Source organism: Kribbella sp. NPDC050820 (assembly GCF_040653975.1).
Lineage (GTDB): Bacteria > Actinomycetota > Actinomycetes > Propionibacteriales > Kribbellaceae > Kribbella.
Map to the genome: position 1 here is coordinate 1 of NZ_JBFAHB010000029.1, position 18563 is coordinate 18563.

General features: G+C 69.9%; 15 protein-coding genes. 5 read left to right on the plus strand and 10 right to left on the minus strand.

The features are described from left to right. Positions 1-817: 817 nt before the first annotated feature. On the minus strand, positions 818-1801 hold the full coding sequence (locus AB0H36_RS23830; RefSeq protein ID WP_360527274.1) for a helix-turn-helix domain-containing protein: 984 nt from the start codon (positions 1799-1801) through the stop codon (positions 818-820). Between the two features lie 204 nt (positions 1802-2005). On the opposite strand from AB0H36_RS23830, the gene AB0H36_RS23835 reads away from it, so the two are divergent. Then, positions 2006-2503, plus strand: coding sequence for an AAA family ATPase (locus tag AB0H36_RS23835; protein WP_360527277.1), 498 nt, complete (start codon positions 2006-2008; stop codon positions 2501-2503). Here AB0H36_RS23835 and AB0H36_RS23840 read toward each other — a convergent pair. The 3 genes from AB0H36_RS23840 to AB0H36_RS23850 all read right to left on the minus strand — a co-directional run bounded on the left by AB0H36_RS23840 (position 2500) and on the right by AB0H36_RS23850 (position 4778). Then, on the minus strand, positions 2500-3150 hold the full coding sequence (locus tag AB0H36_RS23840) for a hypothetical protein (protein ID WP_360527280.1): 651 nt from the start codon (positions 3148-3150) through the stop codon (positions 2500-2502). The two genes, AB0H36_RS23835 and AB0H36_RS23840, sit on opposite strands and share 4 nt — an antisense overlap. A 255-nt stretch (positions 3151-3405) precedes the next feature. Beyond that, a complete protein-coding gene (locus AB0H36_RS23845) occupies positions 3406-4458 on the minus strand; it encodes an aldo/keto reductase (RefSeq protein WP_360527283.1) in 1053 nt (350 codons plus the stop codon). An 11-nt stretch (positions 4459-4469) separates the two neighbouring features. Further along, positions 4470-4778 (minus strand): hypothetical protein, encoded by a 309-nt coding sequence (locus tag AB0H36_RS23850; RefSeq protein ID WP_360527286.1) that lies wholly within the window; start codon positions 4776-4778, stop codon positions 4470-4472. A 470-nt stretch (positions 4779-5248) separates the two neighbouring features. On the opposite strand from AB0H36_RS23850, the gene AB0H36_RS23855 reads away from it, so the two are divergent. Continuing rightward, positions 5249-6199, plus strand: a complete 951-nt coding sequence (locus AB0H36_RS23855; protein ID WP_360527289.1) for an AraC family transcriptional regulator — start codon at positions 5249-5251, stop codon at positions 6197-6199. Here the strand turns inward: AB0H36_RS23855 and AB0H36_RS23860 are convergent. Genes AB0H36_RS23860 through AB0H36_RS23875 form a run of 4 tightly spaced genes read right to left on the minus strand, consistent with a single transcriptional unit; the run spans position 6196 to position 11840 of the window. Beyond that, on the minus strand, positions 6196-9318 hold the full coding sequence (locus tag AB0H36_RS23860; protein ID WP_360527292.1) for a chromosome segregation ATPase: 3123 nt from the start codon (positions 9316-9318) through the stop codon (positions 6196-6198). The two genes, AB0H36_RS23855 and AB0H36_RS23860, sit on opposite strands and share 4 nt — an antisense overlap. Next, complete coding sequence (locus AB0H36_RS23865; protein WP_360527295.1) at positions 9315-10031, minus strand: hypothetical protein; 717 nt, start codon at positions 10029-10031, stop codon at positions 9315-9317. Before AB0H36_RS23865 ends, AB0H36_RS23860 begins: the two co-directional genes overlap by 4 nt. Next, positions 10024-10653 (minus strand): hypothetical protein, encoded by a 630-nt coding sequence (locus AB0H36_RS23870; RefSeq protein WP_360527298.1) that lies wholly within the window; start codon positions 10651-10653, stop codon positions 10024-10026. The genes AB0H36_RS23865 and AB0H36_RS23870 overlap by 8 nt, the downstream gene beginning before the upstream one ends. Continuing rightward, the gene (locus AB0H36_RS23875) at positions 10650-11840 is read right to left on the minus strand and encodes a hypothetical protein (RefSeq protein WP_360527301.1); all 1191 of its coding nucleotides are present in this window, start codon (positions 11838-11840) and stop codon (positions 10650-10652) included. Before AB0H36_RS23875 ends, AB0H36_RS23870 begins: the two co-directional genes overlap by 4 nt. 305 nt (positions 11841-12145) lie before the next feature. On the opposite strand from AB0H36_RS23875, the gene AB0H36_RS23880 reads away from it, so the two are divergent. The 3 genes from AB0H36_RS23880 to AB0H36_RS23890 are packed head-to-tail and all read left to right on the plus strand — an operon-like array spanning position 12146 to position 14385. Then, positions 12146-12952 (plus strand): TrmH family RNA methyltransferase, encoded by an 807-nt coding sequence (locus AB0H36_RS23880; RefSeq protein ID WP_360527304.1) that lies wholly within the window; start codon positions 12146-12148, stop codon positions 12950-12952. A 54-nt stretch (positions 12953-13006) separates the two neighbouring features. Next, positions 13007-13987 carry an SGNH/GDSL hydrolase family protein gene (locus AB0H36_RS23885; protein WP_360527307.1) on the plus strand — a complete coding sequence of 327 codons (981 nt, stop codon included), beginning with the start codon at positions 13007-13009 and terminating at the stop codon, positions 13985-13987. Between the two features lie 41 nt (positions 13988-14028). Further along, the gene (locus AB0H36_RS23890; protein WP_360527310.1) at positions 14029-14385 is read left to right on the plus strand and encodes a DUF1801 domain-containing protein; all 357 of its coding nucleotides are present in this window, start codon (positions 14029-14031) and stop codon (positions 14383-14385) included. On the opposite strand, the gene AB0H36_RS23895 is transcribed toward AB0H36_RS23890, so the two are convergent. Together AB0H36_RS23895 and AB0H36_RS23900 are read right to left on the minus strand one after the other, a co-directional pair. Beyond that, complete coding sequence (locus tag AB0H36_RS23895) at positions 14386-15612, minus strand: SWIM zinc finger family protein (RefSeq protein WP_360527313.1); 1227 nt, start codon at positions 15610-15612, stop codon at positions 14386-14388. It abuts the gene before it with no gap. Beyond that, positions 15605-18487, minus strand: coding sequence for a DEAD/DEAH box helicase (locus AB0H36_RS23900; protein ID WP_360527316.1), 2883 nt, complete (start codon positions 18485-18487; stop codon positions 15605-15607). The genes AB0H36_RS23895 and AB0H36_RS23900 overlap by 8 nt, the downstream gene beginning before the upstream one ends. Positions 18488-18563 lie beyond the last annotated feature (76 nt).

The window sequence follows — 18563 nt, forward strand, 5'->3', positions numbered from 1 at the left end:
GGAAGTTAAGCCCGACAGCGCCGATGGTACTGCGACCGGGAGGTCGTGGGAGAGTAGGACGCCGCCGGACATTCACACTGTTAAGGGCCACCCCGACTGGGGTGGCCCTTAACATTTGTATGGCTGTTTCTTGCGGCCCCGCGCACCCGTGCCTCGGGGCCGGGCGCCGGCGGACTGGGCACCATCCAGCCACAGGCGGAAGAGGGCGGCACACTCGCGCCCCCGATCCCGTGGCAGGTGCCTGCGAAGGCGCCGGCCAGTACGCGGAAACTGGCAGTGCGAGGGCACCGGCCGGCGGAGGCCGGCCAGCAATCGGCCTGGGGTGGTGCTTTCACCGCCCACGCAGCACCTGGCCAGGGCGGCGTACGGGGTGCCGGCCAGCGCGACGACGCTGGCAGTGCGGGGCGCCGGCAGTGTGAGGGTGCCGGCAGTGTGAGGGTGCCGGCAGTGTGAGGGTGCCGGCAGTGTGAGGGCGCCGGCCGGTGGCTGCTGGCGTGCCTGTGGGGACATCTGCTGGCGAACTTCGCGTGCGGTTGCTGAGCCCTCGGCCGCCGAGGTCAGCAGCCGCCCGGGCGGCACCTGCCTAGGCGCCGCGTGCCCGGCCAACTTGGGATCGCCGGGTGGCGCAAGCCCCGACAGTGCAACCCTCGCGGCGACAGAACATGGGGTTACAGACCTATCCCAAGGCCTGACTTCGGAAGCTGTCGCAAGACAGCTGTGCCTGACCTCGGAAGTCTGGCTCAGGTGCCCGACCGCTGGGGCTCCGGCCGGCGTCAACCGCGCTACATGCCGGTCGGATGGTCGTGAGTCGGGTGGGTTAGCGGGGTTGGAAGGCTCGGCGGTAGGTGGTGGGGGAGAGGTGGATTCGGCGGGTGAAGTGTTGGCGGAGGTTGATTGCTGTGCCGAAGCCGCAGTGGGTGGCGATTTCCTCGATGGACAGGGCCGTGGTTTCGAGGAGCTCCTGGGCGTGGCGGACACGTTGGTTGAGGAGCCATTGGAGTGGTGTCGTTCCGGTTTGCTCGCGGAAGCGGCGGTTCAGGGAGCGTGGACTCATGGCCGCATGCCGGGCGATGTCGGACAGAGTCAACGGTTCTCCAAGGTGTTCGCGCAGCCACCGCATCGTCGGTTCGAGCGAACCGCTGTCGGCGGTGGGTTCCCGGTGCACGATGAACTGCGCCTGGTCGCCGTCCCGCTGGGGTGGGATCACGATGTGGCGGGCGGCCTCGGCTGCGACCGCCGCGCCGAAGTCGTTGCGCACCATGTGGATACACAAGTCGAGTCCGGTTGCGGCGCCGGCCGAGGTGAGCACATCGCCTTCGTCGACGAACAACACGTTCGGGTCGACCTCGACCCGGGGAAACCGCTGGGCGAAGTCCCTGGCGGAGGTCCAGTGCGTTGTCGCTCGTCGTCCGTCCAGCAGTCCGGCGGCGGCCAGAATGTAGGCGCCACAGCAGACCGAAGCGATCCGCGCGCCTCGAGCGTGCGCCTCTCGAAGGACTTCGATCACCTCGACCGCCGGTGTGATGTCCGTACGGATGCCCGGTACGACGACTGTGTCGGCGCTCAGGGCCGCGTTCAGGTCGTGTGGGGCGGTCAGCCGGTACAGCTCCACCCCACCGCGACCGCACACAACCAGGTCAGGTCGCTGGCCGCACATGACCACGTCGTACAGCGGAGTGCCGAAGACTGCCCCGTCGGCCTTGTCGACTGAGTGTGCGGTGCCGAATACCTGGCCCGGAATCGCGAGCTCGAGGCTCTTCACGCGATCGGCGGCGACGACGGCAACACGGTGCTTGGCCATAATCTATCGGAGGAGGGCATTCTTGCCGCTGTCGAGCAGGAGCGAGCCTCGCGACGATGATGTGCGTGCTCATGCTTGTACAGGTCGTTGTGTATCCCGTCGCGGTACTGCTGCTGGCTCTGCTCGGTTGGCTTGCCGACCAGCTCACAGCTCCGCCGACCTCGCGCTGTCGAGGCGCGGACGCGGAGTTCGTAGGGTTCGCGTATGCAGCGTGCGGTGATGGTGTTGATCGTCGGGTTGCCCGGAGCGGGGAAGACGACGCTGGCTCGGCAGTGGGAGGAGGAGCGAGGGGCACTGAGGTTCACGCCGGATGAGTGGATGGCGCCATTGCTGGGGGTGAACGACGACGACGGGCGCCGGTGGGTGCTCGAGTCACAGCTGTTCTGGGGTGTCGCCGCCCGCGCGTTGTCGTTGGGCGTGAACGTGATTCTGGACTACGGGTGCTGGTCCGAGACCGAGCGGGACCTGTTCCGCAACCGCGCGCACGAACTCGGTGCGCTCACGGAGATCGTCGTACTGAATCCGCCGTTCGAGGTGTTGTGGGAGCGGTTGGCGGCTCGGAATGCGGCGTTGCCGGAGGGGACGTTCCACATCACCCGCGAGGAGCTGGAGGACTACAACTCCAAGTTTCATGCGCCGGACGCCGCTGAGTTGGCGCGATGGGATCAGCAGGTCGTGGTGACCGGCGTACCGGCCGATTAGCTCTCGGGGGCGATGCCGACGAGCGCGGCGGCTGCGCAGATGTGGACCGGGGTGAGGTCGGCCGGAGCGACCGGGGCCTGCAGGAGGGTGCCGCGTTCGAACGGGGTCAGGTCGATGTCGATGCCGTGGGCACCGGCCACCAGGCCGCGGACGTACGTCAGCCAGCCCATCATCGGGATTCCGCGCCGGAACACGCCGGCTGCGGCGGCGAGCTCGGTGTCGGCGATGCTGGCCCACTCGGGTTCCCAGATCGAGACGACCGCACGCAGGACCTGGGCGAAGCGCTCGGACTGGACGAGGGCGTCCTCGTCGCTCCAGTGCAGCGTGAGCTGGTCGGACACGGTCGTGAGGGTGCCGCCCATGGACAGGTCGAACAGCCAGGGCAGGTCGCCTGTGCTCTGCAGATGCAGCCGAGTGGTGCTCGAGCCGTTGGCGAGGACCTTGGTGGTGGCCTCGACCATCTCCTGGAGCGGGGTCGAGCCGTCGGCCTCGAGGACGTGGTAGCCCCAGCGCTCGTCCTGAGTCCAGTTGTGTACGTCGGGGAACGCCACGGCGACCGCGGTCAGAGTGCGGCCGACGCGGAGAGCGCGGTGCTCGACCGACTCGTCACGGTGGGTCCACTGGGCGCGGAGGAGCCACGATGCCATTCACGCCCTCCGATCGCGAGCCGGCCGGACCTGCGCAGCAGACGGTACGCCGGTAGTCGGACGGTTGACCAGAGTTCCGCCTACCCGGCGTAAACAGTCGGAGCGGTTCTCTGGGGCTTCCACCGGTCCAGTCTGAAGCACCATCGGGTCCGGGGTAACCACCGGGGCCCGGTTTTGGCAAATACATGACTGAAGTCATGGGTGCATCGCTGGGGGCCTACCGCGGCAGGGTGCCGCGGTAGGCCTATGGAGCGGTCAGGCGGCGGGGCGGTCGGACAACGGGCGCCGGCGGAGGTGGGCGTGGTGGATGGCAGGCGGGTTGTAGGCCATGTCGAGGGTGCCGGTGTCGGTCCCCGGAGGGGCGATCTTGTCGATCTGGTCGAGGACCTCGTCGGTCAGGGTGACGTCGACGCCGGCCAGGAGGTCGTTCAGGTGGTCCATGGTGCGCGGGCCGATGATGGCGGACGTGACGCCCGGGTGGGCGATCGCGAAGGCCATCGCGAGGTGGGTGAGCGGCATCCCGGCGCCGTCGGCGACTGAAATGAGTTCCTCGACAGCGTCCAGGCGGCGCTCGTCGGTCAGGTGCCGGAAGCCGAACTGGGACCGGTGGGTGGTGTTCTGCCGATCCTTGCGGTAGCGGCCGGTGAGCAGACCGCCCGCGAGCGGACTCCAGACCAGCGCGCCCATGCCGAACTCCTCGACCACCGGCAGCACCTCGCGCTCGATGCCGCGATTCAGGATCGAGTACGGCGGCTGCTCGGTGCGGAACCGGGTCAGTCCGCGCCGCTCGGCGATCCAGTGCGACCGGACGATGTCGGAGGCCGGCAGCGAGGACGTGCCGACCGCCCGGACCTTGCCTGCACGCACCAGGTCCGTCAGCGCCGACAGCGTCTCCTCGAGATCGGTCTCGGGATCCGGCTGATGGATCTGGAACAGGTCGACGTAGTCGGTGTCGAGCCGGCGCAGCGAGTCGTCGAGCGCACGCATCAGCCACCGGCGAGACGCCCCCGACCGGTTGGGCACGGCCGGCGTCGCCCCGCTGGGGTCGAAGTCCACCGGGAAGCGCGCTTTGGTCGCGAGTACGACGTCGTCGCGCCGGCCCTTGAGCGCCTTGCCGACGATCTCCTCCGACTCGCCCCGGGAGTACATGTCGGCGGTGTCGATGAAGTTGATCCCGGCATCCAGGGCCCGGTGGATTATCCGGATCGAGTCGTCGTGGTCCGGGTTGCCGACGGCCCCGAACATCATCGCGCCGAGCGCGTACGGGCTGACCTTGATGCCGGTTCGTCCAAGAGTGCGGTATCGCATGGGGATTCTCCTCAGTTCGCCTTGATCAGTTGCTCGCTCAGCTCCCACAGCCGGTGCGCCGAGGCCGGGTCGAGAGCGTGCGGTACGACGGTGGACTCGACGACCGGTTCGGCGCCGAAGGCAATGGGTTTAGGGGGAGCCGGGTCGATGATCGGCCGGCTGGACTCGTCGATCAGCTCCATGGCCAGGTACATGGCCCGCTTCTCGTCCTCGGGCATCGAGCGACCCAAGTTCGTACTCACGACGACGCCCGGATGTACGGCGTACCCGCGAATCGACTCGTCGGTCCAGCGGCGGTCCAACTCGACGGCGAACAGCACGTTGGCCGTACGCGAGCAGCGGGTCGTAGCCGGTGGTGAACTGCGGGTCGTCCCAGCGGATGTCGGAGAGCCGGTGACCCCCGGACGTCACGTTGACGACTCGCGCACCGTGCGCGGCCCGCAGCGCAGGAAGGAGCGCCAGGGTGAGCTGGAAGTTGCCGAGGTGGTTGGTCGCGAACTGCGACTCGTACCCGCGCGCGCCGCGCACCAGCGGACCCGCTCCGACGGTGACTGCCGCGCCGGCTTTGCTGAGTGCGCGCGTGGTCTCCAGTCCGATCCCGGCGTGGCCGCCGGTGACGACGACATTCGTGCCGGACAGGTCTCTGCCGCGGACGACTTCGTCAGCCGTGGACGCGGCGGTGAACCCCGAGCCGAGGGGGTGTTGTTTCTGGGTCATGCCGCCAGTCTGCTCGGCGCGGTCCGGACTCTGAATAGTTGTCAGTTCGGATTTTTTGCGCGAGAGTACGGAGGTGGCGACGGATCAGCTGTCCGAGGTGTTCGACCTCGTCGAGGTGCGCGGCCTGATGTCGGGTGGCTTCGCGATGCGCGGTTCCTGGGTGACGCGCGGCCTGTTCAGCGAGCCGTTCAAGTTCATCGCGATCGTGTCCGGCCGAGCCCGCCTCAGCTCCGACGGCATCGAACCGATCGAGCTCGAGCCGGGTGACGTCGCCATCCTGAACAGCCGGTCCTGGCTGGAGCTCGAAGGCGGCGCCGGCGACGGACCGCGCCGCGAGATCGAGCCCGAACCTGGCTTTCCCTCGCCGCACCTGATCGGCGCCGACAGCGAGATCGACGACATCGTCATCGGCGGCCGCATCGAGCTCAACCCGGCCGGTCAGGCGTTGCTCTCGCAGGCACTGCCGCCGGTGGGGCACGTGCGCGGATCCGCCTCCTCGACGGCCAACCTGCGCGGGAGCCTGTACCGCCTGTACGACGAAGTGACGTCGAACCGACTGGGTTCCGCCTTCGCGATCCGGCAACACAGCCAACTCGTGCTGCTCGAGGTACTACGGGCCTACCTCGACCAGGCCGACCTGCCGCCAGGCGGGCTCCGGGTGCTCACCGACGTACGACTTCGGCCGGCGCTCAGCCTCATGCATGACGAGCCCGGGAAGTCATGGGGCCTTGAGGAACTGGCACGCGCCGCGGCGATGTCGCGGACGTCGTTCGCCGAACGGTTCCGGACCGTGGCCGGCGTACCGCCGCTGACCTATCTCAACCGCTGGCGGATGTTGCTGGCTCAGCGGGCGCTGCGGGACGACGACGTGCGCGTCGGCTCGCTCGCGTCCGATCTGGGATATGCGTCGGAGAGTGCGTTCAGTACGGCGTTCAAGCGCGAAGTCGGCGAATCCCCGCTGCGTTACCGGCACCGCGTGCGCAACGAGGTGCCGGAGGACTCGCCCGTGGAGTCAGCGATCTAAGGCGTCAGCGTCGGCGCCGCCAGCTCCAGGGTGGGAGTCGTCCCGCGGTAGGACTCCAGCCAACTGCGGAGCAGCTCGACGCGGGCGGCGTACTCCTCGTTGCCCTTGACTACCGGCGCCTGGTTGTACGGCATGGTGTCCGAGCTGCGCCGGAGCTTGACGTAGAGCCGGGACGACGAGAGCGCGTAGCGTTCCATGTCGTCCTGCAGAGCGCCGATGACCGTGATGTTGCGGTCGCGGCCGATCTGCTCGAACAGGGCGACGGCCTCGCGGCGGTGCTGGGACCCAAGGTTCCGGCCGAGCTCGTCGAGGATCAGCAGCAGCGGACGGTCCGAGCCGCCGGCGAGCGCCGCGGCGCACACCAGCTTGACCGCCTTCTCGTCCATCTGGGCGGTGTTGCCCTTCACGTTGAACGCGGAGAACGGGCCGCCTTCCGATCGCCGCCACTTCGGTGTGACCGTCCAGCGCCACGGCTTGTCGGGCTCGGCCGGCGGGTCGGGCTCAGGGAACTCCAGCTTTGCGCCGTACCCGCCGTACTGCTGGTCGAGGCGGTCGAACTCCTGCGACACCAGGCGAAGTCGCGCTTTGATGCCGTCGGCAAGGGATGCGCGATGCGCACGGGCGGTGCTCTCGGCCTCGCCGAGTCCTTCGCGGGCGCGCTCGAGGGCGGCATTGCGTTCGGCGCGCTGGCTGGCGATCTGCTGTTGCTGCAGGCTGTCGAACGTCTCGTGCTGCGCGAGATGGCTGCTCAGCGTCCGGTGCAGCGCCGGGACCAGGCCGACGCGGACCCCGAGCGTGCCGTTCGTCCAGCCGTCCGGGCCGTTCAGGATCTCCCACAGCTCGGTCGGGATCTCCTCGCGCGAGCGGGCGTTCGGGAAGCAGCGTCGGATGACGTCGTCGATCTGCGTGCAGGCCTGGTGGTTCCAGTCGGCCGTCGTACGGCGTTGCGCGTCGTCGGCCAGGCCGAGGATGAACTCCTCGGCCTCTGCCGGCGTGGATCCCCACGCGGTGGTGCGGGTCGCGAGGTCGAGGGACGTCTGCTCTTCGAGGAGCGTGAGCCGCCTGGCGGTCAGGTCGTCGAGCAGGCGCTCGTGGTCGCGACGGGTGGCCTCGAGGTTCTTGAGCCGTTCGTCGCGGACGAGTTGCTGCCCGGCTGCCGCCTCGGCGGACTCCTTCGCGGCCTGCAGTTGCGGCGCGAGCGAGTCGCGCTCGGTCTCGTGCCGGTCGATCGACTCGCGCAGCGCGAGGATCTGCTCTTGCACCGACTCGGCGTCGGCGAGTGCGCGGGCGGCCGCCGTACGGCGCTCTGCCTGCTCGACTCGGGCACGCGCCTGTTCAAGGGCTGCGGCGGCGACTGCACGGGCTTCGTCTGCGGCTTCGACGCGGCGGCGGGCAGCCTCGATCCGCGCCGTGCGGCCGGTCAGCGGCTCGTCGAACTGGCCGACGGCCACGACGCCGGCGACGTCGTCGATGTTCTCCTTGGTCGCGCGCTCACCGATCGCCGCGAAGAACCCGTCCAGGTTGAACCGCTTGTCGGCCGACTTCGGCCCACCCTTGCCCTTGCGGACCGTGCCGGGCCGATTCGCGAGCACCAGCAGGAATCCGGCGTACCCGGCGTCCGCCAACGCGGCGGACGCGACTGCGGCATCGCCGAAGTCGATGACGACGGCCTCCCGGTACGGCGCGAGCCGCGGCTCCCACTCGGCACGCTCGGCCGTCGACAGCTCCGTGATGTCGGTGAGCGCACCACACTCGAGGCCTGCGTTCTCCAGCACCTGCTGCTGCGGGGCCGATACGGTCTGACCGCTCTCGGCCTCCCGCAGCTCAGCGGTCGCGAAGTCGACGGCAGACCGAGCCGCGTGGTCCCGCCCGATGTGCTCCTCGAGTACGGCGCGGGCCTCGTCCTGCTCCTCGCCGGCGGCAGCGAGATCGCGCCCGTCCGCCGAACGCCCCGCATCGAGGAGACGACGGTGCTCCTGTCCCAGCCGCTCGAGCTGCTCGCGCACCGAACGCTGGGCCAGGTCGAGCTCACGGTCCCGCGCGTCCAGTTTGTCTCGCTCCTGACGGGTCAGCTGGACGTCCCGCAGTAGCACCTCCTCGTTGCCAAAGGCATCGATCTCGGCGTCGACCGCCTCCCGGCGCGCTTCCTGCTCTGCGACCCGTTCGTCCAGTACGGCGAGCTCCTGCAGGATCTCCCTGTTCCGCGCGTCGCCGTCGATCAGGTGCCGGGCGCAGCGAGCCTGCCAGGACTCCTTCGCCGCAGCCAGCGCGTCCCGGGCCGCGGCACGCTGCAGGATGCCGGCCTCGACCGCGGCCATCTCCTGCTCCCACCGCTGCAGATCGGCCGTCGCCTGCTTGGTCGCTTCGCGTTGAGTGTGCTCGGCGGAGCGGTGTGCCTGCTCCTGCTCGAGCTCGTGGTCGAGGCCGGTCAGGGTCGCGATCGCGTTGAAGATGCGGGCCGGGCCGAGCTCGTTCAGCGGCTCGGCCAACAGGTTGGCCGTCGGGCTCGAACGGACCGACGTGGACAGGAACGACACGCAGCGGACCTGGCCGCCGTACAGAACTGTGGACAGCTTGTTGGCGTGGAAGTCGGTGCGGCCGTTCGAGTGCGGCAGGGCGGCCCAGAGCGCGTCGGCGCCGGCGGCCCGCTCGGCCTCGGTGGCGCCGTACGGCACGTGCAGGCCGTTCTTCCAGCGCAGGTCGATGTACGACGCCTTGCGGTTGATCCGGATCCACACGGTGATCGCGGCGGCCTCGATATCGGCGAGGTCGGTGAGGTCGGGCTCGGAGAACACGCCGACGATGTAGCCGCGGTCGACGTTCGACCAATTGCCCTCCTGACCTGCCGCCTCGGCTGTGAACAGCAGCTCAGCCGCACCGGGCGCACCGCTGGTCAGGCGCCATTGGTCGTCCGCGTGCAGCAGGCTGAGCGCCGCGATCCAGGACGACTTGCCCGCGCCGTTCGAGTCGGTCGGGCCTTGGCCGGCCACTGTGACGAGCCCTTGGCCGACCATGGGAATCGGGTGCGTCGACAGGCGCGACAGGTCGACCACCTGTACGCCGAGCAACACCTTCGACCCGAGAATGTCGAACGGGCCGTCCTCCACCGGAGTGCTCATGCCATCCCTTCCCCGGTACGGCCGTCAGCCGCATGCTCAGTCGGTGTCGTGCTGCTGGTTGCTACGTCGGCCGGCTTCGTCCAAGTGCCGTTGCGTGCCCGGATGGCTTCGGCGATAGGGCTGGCTGGGGCCGCGGCCAGGATGAGTTGGTCCTGGAGACGGCGGCGGGCTGCTGGTGTCAGGCGCTGGAGTTGTGGGCCGGGAATGTAGCTGGGCCCGCCTGAGTGGTCGCCGGACAGTTGGATCAGCCCGGCTGCGCGGAGGCGTTGAAGGGCGAGGCGGCGTTCCTCGCTGCTGATCCTGGTGGTGCGCAGTTCGTCGACGGTGGTCGGGCGGGCCGATCTCCAGCTGTCGCCGGTCAGGATCCCTTCGCTGCGGGGGATCGCGACGGAGTGGATCAGCACGAGGATCAGTACTGCGCGGTCGACGACGGACAGGGGTTGCCAGCCTTGTGCGGTCAGCGTCGCCGCGATGTCGTCGGCGTAGCCGGAGGTCCAGTGGGTGCCGTCGACGTGGACCAGCGTCCGGCCGATGAGCTTGAGCATGCGTGCGACATGTCGACGTAGTGTCACGTCGCGCAGGCCGGGCAGTTGCACCTCGGCCACCGGGTGGGCGGCGTACTGCACTGCGCTGAAGGCAGCCAGCACCTCATCGCGGGCTCGGTCGCTCAGGTCCTGCAGCAACGGATCGAACAACACATGCTGCTCACTCATCAGCAGCCTCCGACTCGGTCGCCGGCAGTGGGTCGCGTTCCGGCTCGGGAGGTGGTGCGTCGGTGAGGACTGCAGGTGGCGGGTCGGGGAGGTGGCGGCAGAGGTCTCGGAGGGTGGAGAGGTCGGTGGCGGTCCAAGTGATGGTGCGGGGACCGAGACGGACCTCGGCGGCCTTCTCGTTCCAGAGCAGCCAGTGGGTGGCGTGCAGGCGGCGGAGGCTGCCGATGATGAGGGTGAGGTCGCTGGACTGTTCCGGGCGGCCGCGCATTCCGGCGTAGACGGACCTCACCTGCGCGAGCGTGCCGACGGAGCCCGGCCAGGCGGTACCGCTGCGGTCCGTCCAGCAGCAGGCGACGCAGATGGACAGGACACGAGCCGTCTCGTTCGGTTGCTCGACGGCGACCGGGGGCGTGCCCAACTCCTCCAGCACCGTGTGACCGGCTCCCGACGGCAGCGTCGGCACGAGCCACACCGTGGAGCCGTCCGGCGACGCGGCGCGGGTCAGCCCCGCGACCGCGGGTGTGTCCGGTTCAACCTCCAGCGGGCCTGCCGACTGCACCTTGGCCCACCACAATGCGTTGAAGAGCCGGCGCTCCACGGCCTCCGAAGACGGCGTGCTCATCGCGTCATCCGCCGGAACACGCCCTCGGTCGCCCACGGCGTCCCCGCGCTCGGGTCGATCCGCATGCCGTCGGACCACACAAGCTCGTACTCGAGTTCGTCGTGCAGGTGCGCCGCCGTCAGCTCGGCCAGCACGCGGCGAGCCGTGATCCAGTCGCCGGCCTGGTCGACCACCTCGACGATATCGACGGACGGGCGCCCGGCGAGCACGCGCTCGGCCTCGGCCCGCAGCTCCTCGCGATCCGTGGCCGCCGCTGACTCCGGGGCGACCGTGTCCTCGGTCGGCCGCGGCGGCGCCATCCGGGCGGACCCGGTACGGCGGCCGGTCTCGACGGCCTCCACCATGGTCTGCGGCGAGAAGTCCGGCGCGGCCGCGTCGAACAGCAGTCCGTCGAGGACACTCGCCAGTACGTCAGGCTCGCTGGTGCGCGTGAACGTGAGCCACGTCTCGATCGGCAGTAGTCCGAGTGCACGCGTCGTACCGGCTCGCTCGACCAGGCGGCCGGCGGCGAGTTGTACTGCGTCGGCGTACGCGGCCAGCGCCATCCGGAGCGACGTACAGGCGCGGTGGAGGGCGGGCCAGCGCTCCAGGACGATCCGGTGGACCTTCTCGGCCTGCTCGATCAGGCGCTCGTTGCCCCAGGCGAGCTGTGCGTTCTCCCGCAGCTGGGCGGTGGTGCTGGTCGACACGAGGATCGCGAGCTCGTTGCCCAGCAGGCGGAACACCTTCGTCAGGCGCTCGATGGATGCCTGCCCGTCGTCCTCGGTCGCGCTGGGGTCGCTGACGCTGTGCGCCTCCAGGGTGAGCAGCTGGTGCAGCTCCGCCTGGCCGCCCTGCACGGACATCCGGCGCAGGAACATCAGCATCACGTACGGCGCGAACGCGGCGCGGTGCCGGAGCTCGTTCGGACGGTCGACGAGTTTGGTGATGGCGCCGTACTGCCTCAAGACGTCGAAGCGGCGGACGATCACGTCGTGCGGGTAGGAGCGGCAAGCGAGGGTGGCCTGCTCGACGGTGAGGCCGTCGCTGCCGGCTTCGGCGAAGGCGTCGAGGATGGCCTGGTCGACGTCGAGGAGGTCGGGGTCGACGATCATCGCGCCGGCTTCGCGGGCGAGTACGGCGAAGACCTGACGGTAGACGCGCAGTACAGCCGCCTCGGCCTCGGCGTCCAGCAAGGTCGCGTCCATCAGCACTCCTCCCGTGTGTGTGGCCCCCGCACGAGCGAATCGGCAACAGGAGAAGGACTCTAACCACCGCCGGGGACAGACCAAAACCGGGTTGGGCGGGGGTTGTGGACAAGGTGGGCTGTGGAAAAGCGGGTGACTGGGTGTGAGGAGGATGCCTACCATCCGAGCGTGAAGAGAATCCTTGGCTGAGCGGTCCAGGTAGACCGCGCTCAGACCACGGCGCCTTCGGGCGTTCGCCACGCCGGTGCGGACCCGCGACAGGGTCCCCGGCGCGCTTGCTGATTCTCTCCTCACGGAGCTGGCACATGACTGTGCACCGCATTGTCCCCGCGGCGCGCCCCATCGGCGCGCATCACCCCCGAGTCCGCGACCTGCTCGCCGTGCGCAAGGACGGCGTACCCGGCCGGATCATGATCGAAGGCACCTGGGAACACGACCGCCTGCTGACCACGAAGACCCCGATCGACACCTTCTTTTGGTGCCCCGAGACCGGTACGACGTCCGCCGCCGAGCGGATCGCCGAACGCGCGACCGAGGTCTACCGCATCTCGGAGAAGCTGCTCACCCGGCTGTCCCGCAAGACCCGCTCCGACGGCCTGATCTCGATCGTCCGGCTGCCCGCCTGGCGACCGGAGACGTTCGAGTTCACCGGCTCCTCGCTCGTCCTGGTCGCCGACGGCGTCGAGTACGCCGGCAATCTCGGCACCCTGATCCGTACCGTCGACGCAGCCAACGCCGACTGCCTCGTCCTCACCAGCCGCCGGGCGCGGCCGAGCCACCCCGCGGTGTACTCGGCCAGCCGCGGGACCATCCTGTCGACCCCGGTCCTCGAGTTCGACGACATCGCCCAAGCGGCCGACTGGCTGCGCGGCCACGGCTTCCGCATCCACCTGGCCGACCCGGCGGCGACCGGCAGCTACCGCGTCGGCGCGTACGACGGCCCGACCGCGTTCGTCGTCGGCTCGGAAGGCAACGGCCTGTCGAGGGCCTGGCACGAGCAGGGCTGCGAGGCGGTGTCGATCCCGATGCTCGGTCAGGCGGACTCGCTGAACGTCGCGCTGTCCGCCGGCATCCTGCTGTTCGAAGCGCGGGCTCGGAAGGACGGGTGGTGACCGGCCAGGCAGAATTGCACCGCCACCCGCCATCCGGAGACTGAGGAGTCAGACGTGCCGTTCGAGCATGGAGAGGTCGTCGCCCCGGGAGACCCCCGCATCGTCCTAGAAGGCCAGTGGGGACACCAGCCGGGGCTGGCGATCACCGTCAACTCCGGCTCGCGGATCTCGTTCTCCTTCGCCGGCGAGCGGCTGCAGCTGCTCTTCGACACCGCCGGCCTTACCGTCGCGCCGCACCTGTGGATCACGGTCGACGACGGTGAGCCGGAGCTGCACGTCGTGGACGGCCCGGTGATCGAACTGTCCGCGCCGGACGGCCGGCATCAGGTCGAGATCGTGGTCAAGGACGTCAACGAGCACGTCAACCGGTGGAACCCGCCGTTCGAGTGCGCGGTCGTGTTCGCCGGGCTGGTGCTCGACGTGAACGCGCGGCTGCGGCTGAGCGGTCGTCCGGGCGGTCCGCGGCTGGAGTTCTACGGCGACTCGATCACGCAGGGCGTGCTCGCGCTGAGCACTCATCCGGAGTCGGAGGGAGCCGACGGTACGGCGTCGTACGCCTATCTGACCGCGCGGGCCTTCGGCGCCACGTCGTACCAGGTTGGCTTCGGGCGGCAGGGGATCCTCCGGCCGGGCAACGGCGATGTGCCGCCCGGAGTGGAGTCGTTCGGCTGGAACTTCGCGGGCTCGCCGGCCGAACGGGTGGAGCCGTCCGACGTGGTCGTGGTCAACCTCGGTGTGAACGACGAGACGTTGGAGGCGGATGAGTACGCCGGCTTCGTACGGCGGGTGCGGACGGCGTACCCGGAGACGACGATCGTGTCGGTGACCCCGTTCAACGGCAAGCACGCTGACCTGATCCAGGCCGCGGTCAAGTCGCTCGACGACGCCAACGTGGTGCTGGTCGACTCGACCGGCTGGATCACCGACGCCGACACGACCGACGGTGTCCACCCGTCCGTCGCCGGACACGCGAAGATCGCCGAGCACCTCGTCGCCGCTCTCGAGACTCACACCTCGCTGCGCCGCCGCTCCTGAGGGGCTTGCACGCCGGAACCGCGCTCCGCACGATGGCGGGTATGGCGGAGAACAAGTTCGCGAACGTGGACGAGTACATCGCGTCATTCCCCCGCGACGTCCAGGAGGTGCTGGAGGAGGTACGACGTACCATCCGCTCGGTCGTCCCGGACGCGGGGGAGAAGATCAGCTACCAGATGCCGACGGTCACGGTGGACGGGAAGGCGCTGATGTACTTCGGCGGCTGGAAGGAGCACGTGTCCGTGTACCCGATCCCGCCGGTCGACGACGAGCTCGCCGCGCGGATCGCGCCGTACCGCTCGGGGAAGGGGACGCTCAAGTTCCCGCTGAAGGAGCCGATCCCGTACGACGTCATCGCTCGCTTGACTGAGGCCTTCGTCGCGGCGCGGGCGCAGTAGTCAGCGGAGGAGCTCCTGCGGGTCGGGGGAGGGTGGGCGAGCCAGGGTCCAGTCGCTGAACTGTTGGTCGAAGCGGTACCAGAGGCCGTCGGGACCCAGGCGGAGCTGGATGCGCCCGGCGGTGACGCGATTGCCCTCGACGGTGCCGCCCAGCGCGTCGACTCCTTCGGCGAGGGCCTGCGGGTCGAGGTCGACCGGCACGTCGACGGTCGCCGCGAGCCCGCCAGGTCCACCTTCGCGCCACGCGACCGCCCAACTGGTGAGTTGGCGCGCGGACACGCCGCCTCGATGCGCGAGGTCGGCCAGCTCCGGGGTGCCGAGGAGACCGGCGGCCCGGCGGGCGAGATCCTGGTCGGAGCTCAGCCCAAGCCCGCCATCACCGTCCCCCGACGCAAACTCCCAGGCCCGCCGCGCCGCATCAGTCGCCAGCACCACCAGATCCCGCACATCCACACCCGCCGCCCGAGGCGGATCCAGAGCCTGCACCGCCGCCGGCACCCCCGCCGCCCCCATCGGCCGCGGAACGGCAGGTGGGGTGGCGGTGGGATGTTTGGGGGCGAAGGCTTGCTTGGCGGGGAGGCCTGGTGGTGGGGGTTGGCGGACGGGGGTCGTTGAGGTTGTTGTGGAGCGGCGGGTGCGGAGGGTGGTGAGGAGGTCGTCCCTGGGGCGGCCTCGGAGGAGGAGCAGGGCGAAGGGGTCGTCGTCCAGGGCGTCGGCGATGAGGTAGCAGACGGCGGCTGAGTGTTTGCAGGGGACGGCGAAGTCGGGGCAGCTGCAGTTCGTGTGGACCTCGCCGGCGCCGGGGAGGAGGTCGAGGCCGGCGGCGTGGACGTCGTCGACGACCTCGGGCGGTAGCTCGCCGTCGAGGAGTGCTGCTACTCGGCCGATCTGGGACGAGACGACGTCGAGTACGGCGTCCCACTCGGCGGCCGTGAAGGCGCGGATCCGGACCGTCACCTGGTACGGCGTGACGCGGCTGCCCTGCACCACGGCCTCGACCTCACCGGGTGAGACCGTCAGCTCGAGCACACTGCCGCGGCGCGCGTACGAGCGGCCACGGGATAGCCGGTTCGGATCGAGTCGGGCCCGCTGCTCCAATGCCTCCAACCACGCGCGCCCCCACCACGTCGCCCCGAACGGCCGCCGGCTCCCCGGCCCCTTGGCCGCCGGCAACCCCGCATCCTCACCCTTCCGCCGCCACCCCTGCCACGGCACCCGCTCATTCATCATCATCACCAACCACCACAGAACCCGCTGGGGGAGGTGATTTGCCTATTGCGGATGGGTTGTAGGCGCTGGCGGAGCCGGACTTTGCTGGGGTTGTCGAGAGTTCTACGAGCTCGGTCAGCTCGGCGTCCGACAGTTCGCTCAGCCAGGCCTCGCCGGAGCCGACGACCGCGTCGGCGAGGTTGCGTTTGGCGGCGATGACGGTGGAGATGCGGTCTTCGAGGGTGTTCTCGGTGACCAGGCGGTGCACCTGGACCGGCCGGTCCTGGCCGATGCGGTAGGCACGGTCAGTTGCCTGGTCCTCGACTGCCGGGTTCCACCACCGGTCGTAGTGGACCACGTGCGTGGCCTGGGTGAGCGTCAGGCCGACCCCACCCGCCTTCAGCGACAGCAGGAAGACCTGCGCCTCGCCGGACTGGAACTCCGCCACCAGTTGCTCGCGCTTCCGCACCCCGATCCCGCCGTGCAGGAACAACGACTTGATCTGCCGCGCCGCCAGGTGCGCCTCGATCAGCCGGCACATCTCGACGTACTGGCTGAAGATCAGGACCGACTCGCCCTCGGCCAGGATCACGTCGAGCAGCTCGTCGAGCGCAGCCAGCTTCCCGGAGCGGCGCTCCAGTGGACCCGGCTCGTGCAGGAACTGCGCCGGGTGGTTGCACACCTGCTTCAACTGCGTCAGCAGACTCAGCACCAGCCCGCGCCGCGCGATCCCCTCCGCCGACTCGATCTTGGCCAGCGTCTCCTTCGCAACGGCCTGGTACAGCGTGGCCTGCTCCACCGTGAGCGGTACGACGACGTCGTGCTCGGTCTTCTGCGGAAGCTCCGGCGCGATCCCGGGATCGCTCTTCCGCCGCCGCAGCAGGAACGGCCGCGTCACCCGCGCGAGCCGAGCCGTCGCCTCCTCGTCGTGGTACCGCTCGACCGGTACGGCGACATCGTGCCGGAACCGGTCGAGGGTGCCGAGCAACCCCGGCGCCGCCCAGTCCAGGATCGACCACAGCTCGGACAACCGGTTCTCCACCGGCGTCCCGGTCAGCGCGATCCTGGTTGCCGACGGCAACGTCCGCAGCGCGCGCGCCGTCCGGGACAGCGGGTTCTTCGCATGCTGGGCCTCGTCCGCGACCGCGAGCCCCCAGAACACCTCGCCGATCACGCGATGGTCCTGCCGCACGACGCCGTACGTGGTCAGCACCACCTCGTCCGGCGCGAGGTCGCTCAGCGTGCGGCCGGCGCCGTGGTACCGCCGGGTCGGGACGCCGGGCGCGAACCGCGCGAACTCCCGCTCCCACGTCCCGAGCAGGGTCGACGGGCAGACCACCAACGTGGGGCCGCGGCCGAGCAACGCCAAGTGCAGCGCGATCACCTGGATCGTCTTGCCAAGACCCATGTCGTCGGCGAGACAACCACCGAGTCCCAAGTCCGCGAGCTGAGCCATCCATGCGACACCACGCCGCTGGTAGTCGCGCAAGGTCGCGTTCAGCCCGGTCGGCTGCGCGAACGGCGCAGGCTCCTCGGAAGCCCGCAGCCGTGCGAGCATCGACGCCAGCGACCCGTTCGGATCGAACGCGACCAGCTCGCCATCGACCTCGATGGTCCCGGTCAGCGCGGCACCGAGCGCCTCCGCGCCGGTCAGCTTCCGCGTGCCACCCCGCCGCAGCTTCCGCACCAGGTCGTGATCGATCCGCACCCAACGCCCGCGCATCCGGATCATCGGACGCTTCGCCTCCGCGAGCGCGGCGACCTCCTGCTCGGTCAGCTCCTGTCCGTCCAGCGTCGGCCGCCAACGGAACGCCACCAGCTCGTTGAGGTTGAAGTCCGGCCCGGTCACCGCGCCCGGGGTCGGCGTCGCGACCGTGCCACGCACAGCCAGCTCGCCCGCGAACAACTCGGTCGGCCACAGCACCTCGATCCCGGCGCCCTCCAACGCCGTGCTGCCCTCGGCCAGCTCCTCGAGCGCCTCGTCGTCGACCTCGACCTCCGACGGCGCCGCATCACGCAACGCCGCACCCAGCGGCGGCCAGACCCGAGCCCCACGCCGCAAGGCGAGCAGCAGATCGGTTTCCGCCCGCTCACCCAGCGCGGACAGCACGGCGGCGGGCGCGTTCCACACGTCCTCGACGTCCACCAGCAGGCTCGGATCCACACCGCTCCGGAGCTGCAACACAGCCCGGAAGTCGGTGTCGTCCTCCGGCGGCTCGATCCGCAGCACCAACCGCGAGCCGGCCTCCTCGCTCTGTGCCGTCTCCTCGAGCCAACCAGTCGGCCCGGTCACCTCGACCGGATCAACCGACGCGAAGGCAGCCGCACCGGGCCGTACGGCGACCGCAGCCGCCGACGTTCGCACCAAGGTGTCCGCGAGAGCGTCCCAGAACGCCCGCACCAGTTGCTCCGGATCGACCAGCCGCACCGGTCGCGTCCCGTCTATCGGCAGCGCATGCGCGTACGGCGGCATCGATGCGCCCAGATTCTTCAACCAGCCGCGGTCCAGCGGATCCAGGGGCGCCACTCGCCAAGCGCCGTACCCACTCGGGCTGCGGTCCGGCACCAGTCGTCCCCGCGCGATCAACCCCAGCCCCGCCAACGCCGCAGTCCGCCAGACCTCCCAGCTCGCCGATCCGCCGTCGGACCAGTTCGCCGAGCCGCGGTCGGACCAGCTCGGTGAGCCGCGGTCCGAGCCGTCCCGCACCCGGTCAAGCACCTGCTCGATGGTCAGCAGTCGCGCCGGCACCGTCGTCCGCCGCACCTGCGACCCCTTCGGCAGCACCAGCGAGACCGTCCCGTCCGCGACCTCACCCACCGCCGCGAGATCGCCGTACAACGCCAGCCGGCCCGCGCGCGGCGGGTCGGCGGGGACGAAAACGGCGTCGAACATGCCCTGCACAGTACGCCGGACCACCGACAGATTCCCGCCCGTCACCCGCCCCTGTGGACAACCCCGGACTTGACCT